At 64.1% G+C, this 9093-nt stretch carries 13 protein-coding genes; 5 read left to right on the top strand and 8 right to left on the bottom strand.

Features of this window, described 5'->3' with window-relative positions:
* On the top strand, window positions 1-482 hold a 482-nt coding region (locus EN964_RS15175; protein WP_127276497.1), incomplete at its 5' end, for a M20/M25/M40 family metallo-hydrolase.
* A 5-nt stretch (window positions 483-487) separates the two neighbouring features.
* Complete coding sequence (locus tag EN964_RS15170; protein ID WP_127270998.1) at window positions 488-1123, top strand: transporter; 636 nt, start codon at window positions 488-490, stop codon at window positions 1121-1123.
* On the opposite strand, the gene truA is transcribed toward EN964_RS15170, so the two are convergent.
* From truA to def, 4 genes are read right to left on the bottom strand one after another with little or no spacing between them, the layout of a single operon-like run.
* On the bottom strand, window positions 1090-1860 hold the full coding sequence (gene truA, locus EN964_RS15165) for a tRNA pseudouridine(38-40) synthase TruA (protein ID WP_127271000.1): 771 nt from the start codon (window positions 1858-1860) through the stop codon (window positions 1090-1092). The two genes, EN964_RS15170 and truA, sit on opposite strands and share 34 nt — an antisense overlap.
* Before the next feature lie 23 nt (window positions 1861-1883).
* A complete protein-coding gene (locus tag EN964_RS15160) occupies window positions 1884-2390 on the bottom strand; it encodes a GNAT family N-acetyltransferase (RefSeq protein WP_127271002.1) in 507 nt (168 codons plus the stop codon).
* Complete coding sequence (gene fmt, locus EN964_RS15155) at window positions 2387-3340, bottom strand: methionyl-tRNA formyltransferase (protein ID WP_127271004.1); 954 nt, start codon at window positions 3338-3340, stop codon at window positions 2387-2389. The genes EN964_RS15160 and fmt overlap by 4 nt, the downstream gene beginning before the upstream one ends.
* Window positions 3341-3344: 4 nt before the next feature.
* On the bottom strand, window positions 3345-3875 hold the full coding sequence (gene def, locus EN964_RS15150; RefSeq protein WP_127269359.1) for a peptide deformylase: 531 nt from the start codon (window positions 3873-3875) through the stop codon (window positions 3345-3347).
* 103 nt (window positions 3876-3978) lie between these two features.
* Between def and EN964_RS15145 the strand changes: the two genes are divergently transcribed.
* Window positions 3979-5250 carry a DNA recombination protein RmuC gene (locus EN964_RS15145; RefSeq protein ID WP_127269360.1) on the top strand — a complete coding sequence of 424 codons (1272 nt, stop codon included), beginning with the start codon at window positions 3979-3981 and terminating at the stop codon, window positions 5248-5250.
* A gap of 20 nt (window positions 5251-5270) precedes the next feature.
* On the opposite strand, the gene EN964_RS15140 is transcribed toward EN964_RS15145, so the two are convergent.
* From EN964_RS15140 to EN964_RS15130, 3 genes are all read right to left on the bottom strand, one after another.
* Window positions 5271-5675 (bottom strand): GFA family protein, encoded by a 405-nt coding sequence (locus tag EN964_RS15140; RefSeq protein WP_127269361.1) that lies wholly within the window; start codon window positions 5673-5675, stop codon window positions 5271-5273.
* Window positions 5676-5736: 61 nt separating this feature from the next.
* Window positions 5737-6702 (bottom strand): cation diffusion facilitator family transporter, encoded by a 966-nt coding sequence (locus tag EN964_RS15135; protein WP_127269362.1) that lies wholly within the window; start codon window positions 6700-6702, stop codon window positions 5737-5739.
* Window positions 6703-6829: 127 nt separating this feature from the next.
* A complete protein-coding gene (locus tag EN964_RS15130) occupies window positions 6830-7639 on the bottom strand; it encodes a transglutaminase family protein (RefSeq protein WP_027040094.1) in 810 nt (269 codons plus the stop codon).
* A 210-nt stretch (window positions 7640-7849) separates the two neighbouring features.
* Here EN964_RS15130 and EN964_RS39105 point away from each other — a divergent pair, with 210 nt between their 5' ends.
* Window positions 7850-7975: a hypothetical protein gene (locus EN964_RS39105; protein ID WP_013528464.1), complete on the top strand. Its 126-nt coding sequence runs from the start codon at window positions 7850-7852 to the stop codon at window positions 7973-7975.
* A gap of 206 nt (window positions 7976-8181) precedes the next feature.
* Complete coding sequence (gene sugE / locus EN964_RS15120; RefSeq protein WP_013528463.1) at window positions 8182-8496, top strand: quaternary ammonium compound efflux SMR transporter SugE; 315 nt, start codon at window positions 8182-8184, stop codon at window positions 8494-8496.
* A gap of 131 nt (window positions 8497-8627) precedes the next feature.
* Here sugE and EN964_RS15115 read toward each other — a convergent pair whose 3' ends face one another.
* On the bottom strand, window positions 8628-9056 hold the full coding sequence (locus EN964_RS15115; RefSeq protein ID WP_023761392.1) for a DUF6481 family protein: 429 nt from the start codon (window positions 9054-9056) through the stop codon (window positions 8628-8630).
* Window positions 9057-9093: the final 37 nt, after the last annotated feature.

The following is a 9093-nucleotide window of genomic DNA, read 5'->3' as shown; positions in this document are numbered from 1 at the left end:
ATCTGGAGATCACCTCCATCGATGTCGGCAACCCCGCCACCAATGTCATTGCGGCCAAAGCGACCGCGACCTTCAACATCCGCTTCAACGACACCTGGACGGACGAGACCCTGCAGGCCGAGATCCACAACCGGCTCGACCAGGCGGCCAGGCGCAGGAAGTACCGGCAGGGCAAGAAGACGCCGGTCGACTACGAGCTCGTCTGGCGCGACCGGCCGAGCCATGTCTTCCTGACCCGCGACGACAGGCTTATCGAAACGCTGCGCGGCTCGATCAAGTCGGCGGTCGGCAAGGAGCCGACGCTGTCGACCTCCGGTGGAACGTCCGACGCGCGTTTCATCAAGGACTATTGTCCGGTGGTCGAGTTCGGGCTGGTCGGCAAGACAATGCATATGGTCGACGAGCGCGTCGCCATTGCCGATTTGGAAACGCTGACGCAAATCTACCAGCGCTTCATAGAAGACTGGTTCGGACAGGGCTGAACAGCATGCTTTCGGCGGACGAAACCCAAGCTTCGCTGACGGGCGCCTGGCGATTGATGCTCGGCAAGGCCGACGGCCTGCGCCTGCTCGACCTGTCGGCCGACGGCTTCTGGAATTCCTTCTTCGCCATTGTCGTTGCTGCACCGGCGCTGATCGTCGGCTGGGTCGGCATCGCCAACGAACTCGGCGATCCCGACGCCTTCGCGGGCCGCTTCAGCATGCTGGTGCGCCTGGCGACGGTCGACATCGGCTCCTGGGTGCTGCCGCTGATTGCGCTCGCCCTGATCGCGCCGCGCGCCGGCATAGGCGGCCGCTTCGTCCACTACGTCGTCGCCAGCAACTGGGCTTCGGCCATCACCGCCTGGCTGATGCTGCCCTCGGCGCTGATCCGGCTTTTCCTGTCGTCCGCAAGCCAGGCTGCGAGTCTTGTGTCGCTGTTCCTGTTTGCCCTGTCGATGGTGCTGACCTGGCGCATGACCAACGCCACGATCGGCAGGGGCGCATCGGTCGGCACCGCCGTTTTCGTCGGCATGTTCATCGCCTCGCTGCTGGTGCTGTTCGGCCTGCAGACGCTGCTCGGCATCACCGTGCCGGACGATGCCGGAGTTCAGAGCCTGTCCGGGCTCGTCTCGACTGGATAATCGACACCGGTGAGAAACAGCCCGTCGGGTGGCGCCACCTGTCCGCAGGCGGCGCGGTCGTGCGCCTCGAGCGCCGTTTTCAGGTCGGCCGCAGTCCAGCCGCCGTCGCCGACGCGCTTGAGCGAGCCGACCATCGAACGTACCTGATTGTGCAGGAACGAGCGCGCCGAAGCCCTGACCTCGATCATGTCGCCCTGTCGGCTCACATCGAGCCGTTCCAGCGTCCTGATCGGGCTGTTGGCCTGGCACTGGGTCGAGCGGAAGGTGGTGAAATCATGCCGTCCCAGCAGGACTTTCGCCGCTTCGTGCATGGCGCCGGCGTCGAGCCGCTTCGGCACCCACCAGACCTTGCCCTTGTCGAGCGCGGCCGGGGCACGGCGGTTCAGGATGCGGTAGAGATAGTGGCGGCCGATGGCCGAGAAGCGGGCGTCGAAGCTGTCGGAGACGACCGTCGCTTTCAGGATGGCGATGCGCGCCCCGGCCGCCTGCAGATGGGCGTTGACTGCATCGCGCACCTTGTCGCCCGGCCACGCCTTGGCGAGGTCGGCATGCGCCACCTGCGCGGTCGCATGGACGCCGGCATCGGTGCGGCCGGCGGCGCGCAGCCGGATCGCTTCGCCGCAGAATTTTTCGATCGCCCGCTCGATCGCCTGTTGCACCGAAGGCTGATCCGCCTGGTGCTGCCAGCCGGCAAACAGACTGCCATCATATTCGATGTCGAGGCGAAAACGCGGCATGCCGGGCGGCTATACGCTCTCGCCTACGCGGCGAGAGCGGTGAAGGCGGAGGCGTAGACCAGTGTGCCGGCCTCAGGCGCGTCGCCCCAGGCCAGCGCCTGCAGCGCTTCGCCCTGGTATTCGCTCTCGAAGTTCTCGGCACGCGTGTGGCTATATCCGAAACGCCCGTAATAGATGGGGTCGCCGAGCACCACGGCCAGCGTTTCGCCGGCATCCCTGAGGCGGATATGCGCCTCGCGGATCAGCGCGCCGCCGATGCCGCTGCCATGGAACGAGGGCTCCACCGCCAGCGGTGCCAGCGCCACGGCCGCGAAAGTCTTGCCGCCATTCTGGACGAACAGCCGCGAAAACAGGATGTGGCCGACCACCTGGCCGTCCTCTTCCGCCACCAGTTCGGCAACAGCGTCGCCGCCGGTCACCAGCGCGTCGACCAGACCGGCCTCCGCCTGCTGGCCGAAAGCGTGTTCCTCGACGAGGCGGATGGCCTCGCGATCCCGCGGCGTTGCCGCGCGTATCGACATCATGCTCATGAGAATTTCAGTCCTTTTTCGATCTTGGCCCCGCGCAGGAACTCCGACGCGGCAGCGGGCTTTCCGCCCGCGCGTTGAACTTCGACCAGCCTGATCGCGCCTGCCCCGCAGGCGACCGTCAGCCGGTCATCGAGAATTCCTCCCGACTCGCCCAACTCTTCCCAAAGCGACAGGCCTTGCGACAGCGTCGAGCGAAGCAGTTTCAGCCGCTCCTGGCGGCCGCCAATTCCTATCTCCGACCACGCGCCGGGAAAGGGTGACAGGCCGCGAATATGATTGTGGACCTCACTTGCTGAGCGAGTCCAGTCCACGCGAGTCTCGGATTTATCGATTTTCTTGGCGTAGGTCACCCCATCCACAGCTTGTGTGGTGAATGTCAGGGTATTCCTTTCCAGTCGCGCCAGCGCTTCCACCATCAAGGCAGCACCGACACTCATCAACCGATCATGCAGATCGCCGGCTGTCATATCGGGTTCGATGGCGCATTTTTCAACCAGCCCGACCGGGCCGGTGTCCAGCCCCTCTTCCATGCGCATCACCATCATGCCGCTTTCCAGGTCGCCGGCCATGATGGCGCGCTGGATCGGCGCGGCACCGCGCCAGCGCGGCAGAAGCGACGCATGGCCGTTGATGCAGCCGAGCCGGGTCGCCTCGAGAACCGCCTTCGGCAGCAGCAAGCCATAGGCGACGACCACGGCGACATCGGCCTGCAAGGCACGGAAAGCGGCCTGCTCGGCCTCGCCCTTGAGCGAAACCGGCGCCCGGACTTCAATGCCCAGCCGCTCCGCCTCGCGCTGCACCGGCGATGGCGTCAACTCCAGCCCGCGCCGCCCTGCGGCGCGCGGCGGCTGGGTATAGACGGCTGATATCTCATGGCCAGCCTCGGCGATCGCGCGCAAAGTCGGCACCGAAAACTCCGGCGTACCCATGAAGATGACGCGAAGGGGCATGGCCCTATCCCGCCAGCTTGCCCGGCGCCTTGTCCCTGGCAAGCTTCTTGAATTTCTTCACCACCATGTCGCGCTTCAGCTTCGAGATGTGGTCGATGAACAGGACGCCATTGAGGTGGTCGATCTCATGCTGCAGGCAGGTGGCCATCAGGCCCTCGGCCTCCATATCCTGCAATTTGCCGTCGCGGTCGACATATTTGACCCGCACGGAGGCCGGGCGTTCGACCTCGGCGTAATAATCCGGGATCGACAGGCAGCCTTCCTCATAGACCGAGCGCGCGTCGGCGCTCTCCAGGATTTCCGGGTTGATGAAGACATGCGGCGCCGGCGTCTCGTCTTCCTTGGCCAGATCGATCACCAGCAAGCGCAGCGGCTCGCCGATCTGGATTGCCGCCAATCCGATGCCCGGCGCGTCATACATGGTCGCCAGCATGTCGTCGGCTAATTTGCGCAAAGGTGCGTCGACACGCTCCACCGGCTTGGAAACCTGGCGCAGGATGGGGTCGGGAAGGATGATGAGCGGCTTGATCGACATGGCGTTCCACCTAAGACCTCCAGAGAAAAGCGTCAACCGGTAGGCTGGAGGCTCGTTCACGTTTTGATCTGTGCCGGCAGCGCGAATCGTTTATGCTGTCCACATGAATGATTTGAGCACCATCCTTTCCGAACCTGTCGCCCGGCTTGGCGCCACAACCGTCACGCTCGGCCATGCGCTGGCCTTCGGCGCTTTGCTGTTTCTGGCCCTGTTCGTGGCGCTGGTCATTGCGCTGTGGCGGTCGGCGAAGGCGCGCGCCGTCGCGGCTGCGGAAGCCGCCGATCATGCCCGCGATGCGGAAGTGCGGATGGCCGGCATTCTGCAAAGCCAGGCCGAAATGCAGGGTCGTATGGGCGCCATCGCCGAAGTGTTCGGCGCACGGCAGGCGGAGCTGACGCAGTCGATCGGCCAGCGCCTCGACGCCATGACCGGCCGGCTCGGCCAGACCATGACCGAGCAGACCAAATCCACGCATGAGAGCCTGGCCAAATTGCAGGAGCGGCTGGCCATCATCGATGTCGCGCAGGGCAACATCCAGTCGCTCGCCGGCCAGGTCGTGCAGCTGCAGGCGATCCTCTCCAATAAGCAGACGCGCGGTGCTTTCGGCCAGTCTCGCATGGAGGCGATCGTCGCCGACGGCCTGCCGCACGGCGCCTATGAATTCCAGGCGACGCTGTCGAACGGCAGCCGTCCTGACTGCCTGGTGAAGATGCCGAACGGCGCGCCGTCGCTGGCCATCGACGCCAAGTTTCCGCTCGAGGCCTGGAATGCCATCCGCGCCGCCGATGGCGCCGACCTGCAGAAGGCCGCCTCGCAGGCCTTCCGCCGCGACATCGAGATCCATGTCCGCGATATCTCGGAAAAATACCTGATCCAGGGCGAGACGCAGGACACCGCCTTCATGTTCGTGCCGTCGGAATCAGTGTTCGCCGAGATCCACGAGAATTTCGAGGCGATCGTCCACAAGGCGCACCGCGCCCGAATCGTCATCGTCTCGCCGTCATTGCTGATGCTGTCGATCCAGGTCATCCAGGCGATCCTCAAGGATGCCCGCATGCGCGAACAGGCGCACCTGATTCAGGGCGAAGTCATCCGGCTGATGGAGGATGTCGCGCGCGTCGACGAGCGGGTGCGCAAGCTGCAGGTGCATTTCGGTCAGTCGGCCAAGGACATCGACGACATCCTGGTTTCGACGTCGAAGGTCACCAAGCGCGGCCAGAAGATCGAGGCACTGGAATTCGGCGCGCAGCCCGACGGCGATGCCGCCGCGGACGCAGCGTCACGGGCTCCCGCCGCGAAGGTCGATACTGGCGCGCGCGTTGCCGATTCGAAAACCGGGCAGCTCAGGCTGAGGGTCGTTGAAGGCGACGATTGAGGCGCGGTGCCGGACCGGCGCTACTGCTCCTCCAACGTGGTCATGCCCTGAAATTCAGGCAGCCAGTGCAGCGCCGAGCGGTGCCATTTCTGCTGTGTTGGAATCAAATCCTGGCGCTGCCGCGCGGTCCCCACGCGAATCCCATAGACCTTGGGGCCATCGCCGACAGACGTGGCGTAAAGATGCGAGCCGCAGTCAGCGCAAAAGGCCTGGGTGCGCTTGGCGCCGCTCGCCACGATCTTGATGTAGATTTTCGGCGTGCCCTTGGTGATGCGGTAGTTGCTTTCCGGCGCCGGAACCGTCAGGCGAAAAGCCGTGCCGGTCAGTTGCTGGCAATCCGTGCAGTGGCAGATCGTGGTCTTTTCCGGGTCTACCTCCGCCTCATAGGTTATCGCGCCGCAGTGGCAGCCGCCGTCGATCTTCATCTTTGTTCCTCCTGAATCCCGGTAATCTAGCGGGTCAAGGCAGCCAGGCAATGGCGCGGCGCTAGTCCAGAGCCGGATCGGATGCGGTGTCGATCAGCTTGCGCCGCTTCTCCCAGGTGCCTGTCGTCTGTGGCTTGACGAACAGCCGCGTGATCTCCGGCATTTCCTTCTTCAGCTGCGCCTCCAGGCGCTCGACGCAAGCTTCGATCTCGGGCGCCGTCAAATGGTCCTCGAACTCGATGCTCAGGCCGGCGACGATCTCTGCCGGCCCCATATGGACGGTCAGGACGCCGTTCGCCCGCTGCACCGCCGGATCCTGCTGGGCGATCGCCAGCACCTTCATTTGCACTTCGGGCGATGCCGGCTCACCGATCAGCAGGCCCTTGCTTTCGCGGGCCAGGAAGATCGCTGTCGCCCCCAGGATCAGCCCAATGCCGATAGAGGCGGCGCCGTCGAGTTCCGGCATCTCCAGAACTTCCGCCGCCAGGATGCCGACGAACGCGACGATCAGGCCGAGAAGTGCTGCACTGTCCTCGAACAGTACGGTGTAGACGCTCGGATCCTTGCTCGACTGCACCGCCCGCAGCCAGCCCTGCTTGCCCTTCTGCTGGCGGAACTCCTTCAGCGCCACCCACCACGAACTGCCTTCGAACAGGAAGGAAAGGCCAAGCACGATGTAGGTCACCTCGGCGTTGGCGACCGGCTCCGGCGCCATCATATGGATCACGCCTTCGTAGAACGACACGCCGGCGCCCAGCGCGAAGACGAGGAGCGCGACGATGAAGCTCCAGAAGTAGAGTTCGCGGCCGTGACCGAGCGGATGAGTCCGGTCGGCCGGGCGGGCGGCGCGGTGCATGCCGTAGAGCAGCAGGCCGCCATTGCCGGTATCGACCAGCGAATGCACGCCCTCCGACAGCATCGCCGAACTGCCGGTGAAGGCGGCGGCGGCGAACTTGGTCAGCGCGATGGCGAAATTGCCGGCGAGCGCCGCGTAGATCACCTTTTTTGAGCCGCCGTGCCCGGCCATGGCATTTGTTCCCATTCAAGGCGCAGTCTAGCGGCCAGGCCGCTAAAGCTCCACAGGCATCACACCGCGCGAATGTCGGGTCGTCCAAGCCAGCGGTCATGAGAGATCGGCCTATGGAAAACGGCGACTACTCGACGATCTCGCTGGTCCACACCTTGAAGCCGGCAAGCGTTCCCGGGCCGAATATATGGGTCAGCGGCACGTCGGCGGCGTCGCGGCCGGAGGCGATCAGGATGCGGCCGATGCGCGGTGCATTGTTGCGCGGGTCGAAGACATGCCAGCGGCCGCCGAGATAGACTTCCATCCAGGCGCAGAAATCCATGCTCGCCCATGGTTTCGGCATACCGATGTCGCTGATGTAGCCGGTGCAGTAGCGCGTTGGGATGTTGAGCGCCCGGCAGAAGGTGACGGCGAGATGCGCGTAGTCTCGGCACACGCCGCTCTGTTCGCGATACGCTTCCGCGGCGGTGCGTGTCGGCCGAGCATTGCCGTAGTTGAAGACGATGTGGTTGTGGACGAAGTCGCAGACCGCCTGCACGCGCGGAATGCCCAGCGGCGTGTTGCCGAACAGCCGCCACGCTTCATCAGCCAGAAGGTCGCTTTCGCAAAAACGGCTGGGCAGCAGGAACAGCAGCGTGTCCGCCGGCAGGTCGCGAACCTCGTGCTGCCAGGCCATCAGATCGCCCATCTCGAAAGTGCCGGGATCGCGGATCACCGCGTCGGTGCCGAAGGTGAAACGCCCGGGCGGCGCGACGAACCGGTTGCACCAATTGCCGAAACTGTCGCGATAGCTTTCGATCGGCACCGGCGGGTTGGAAATCAGGAAATCCGGCCGCTCGAGATCGGAGGCACGCGAATAATGCACATTCAGCATCGCGATGAGCGGCGTTTCCTGCGGAAAGTCGAAGCTCATCTCGCAGCCGATGTGGATTCGCATTGTCGTCCTGACGGCCTGCCTGACGATCACCCGGCGAAGCTCGGGTCGATGCTGCAGTGCGAAAATGACCATCGCACGGACCGTCATGGTTTACGAGCAAATTAGAAACCGGTTGAAAGCGATCCGGCGACGCCGGCAACGGTCGCTAACCCCTTGCGGTCGGGCGGTTCTCTTGTTTCACTTGGCGTCCCACATCAGGAGGTACGAATCATGGCTAAAGGTGCGATGAAGGCAGGCAAGGAAGCCCGCAAGCCGAAGAAGGACGCCAAGAAGCCCGCTCCGGCTCCCGCGCTGAAGGCGCCGCCGGTCAAGGCGATGAAGCTCAAGGACAAGTAGGTCCGGCGATCCACTTCGCAATAAGGGTTACGGCCGGCGACACTGTTGCCGGCCGCTGTTGATCGAGCGCTCGAAATTCCTATATTGGCATGGCGGGGACGACCTCGCGCTTCCCCAAAATCCGGACGGGACGACCCGCCATTGTTTGACTGATCGTCGGACGCCGAAATCACCTTTCGGTCCGATGCTCTGATGGAGCGTTGTCGATGTCGTGGATTCTTCTCTTTTTCGCCGGCCTGTTCGAGATCGGCTGGGCAATCGGCCTCAAATACACAGATGGCTTCTCGAAACTGGTGCCGACCGTGCTGACCGTTGCCTCTATGGTCGTCAGCCTCACTCTGCTCGGCCTGGCGCTGAAGGCGCTGCCCGTTGGCACCGCCTATGCGGTGTGGACCGGCATCGGCACCGTCGGTACGGCACTGCTCGGCATCTGGCTGCTCGGCGAACCAGCCACCGCGATCAGGCTGGCCTGCATCGCGCTCATCGTCTGCGGCATCATGGGGCTGAAGTTCGCCGCCTGACGGTCTTTTGGTTTGCGCATGTCATCCTCCCAGAACCGGGACCAATATTTGGGCGACATGGGACAAACACCTTCAGGGCCGCTGTGAGGCGACCCTGATTGTCGAAGCTGGCTGCTTCGGTAATCCTGAGGCTAGCGGGCGGAGAAGCCCGGCGGCGTCCTGCCGGTGCGCTGCTTGCGTGCCGCATAACGCGCGTCACGCTTGGCCTTGCGTTCGGCTTCGTCGGCCAGAAAACGGGCGATGCGCTCGTTCTCTTCGGATTCCCGAATCTTGGCCTCAGCCTGTGCAGCTTCCTCGGCGGCGATACGTGCCGCTTCGGCTGCTGCCTCGCGCTCGGCCTTCTCGACCGCTTCGCGTGCCAGCTTCTCCTGCTTCAGCCGAGCCTTTTCAGCTTCGCGGATTTCGCGGGCCGCGAGGATCGCCTTGCGTTCAGCCTGCCGCGCCAGCACAGCGGGATCATCCGCCGCCGGCTTTGCCTTGAAGCGCTCGAGGAGCGCCTTCTTTGCCTCGTTTGCGGCATTGCGCCGCTCGAAAACGTCTTTTTCCCTGTAGATAGCCAAGTCCACTTCCCTGAAGTCAATTCGCGACGCTTACATA

Origin of the sequence: Mesorhizobium sp. M7A.F.Ca.CA.001.10.2.1 (assembly GCF_003998575.1) — a bacterium.
GTDB lineage: Bacteria > Pseudomonadota > Alphaproteobacteria > Rhizobiales > Rhizobiaceae > Mesorhizobium.
The sequence above is the reverse complement of the archived record's forward strand: the minus strand, read 5'-3'. Positions and strand labels throughout refer to the sequence as shown.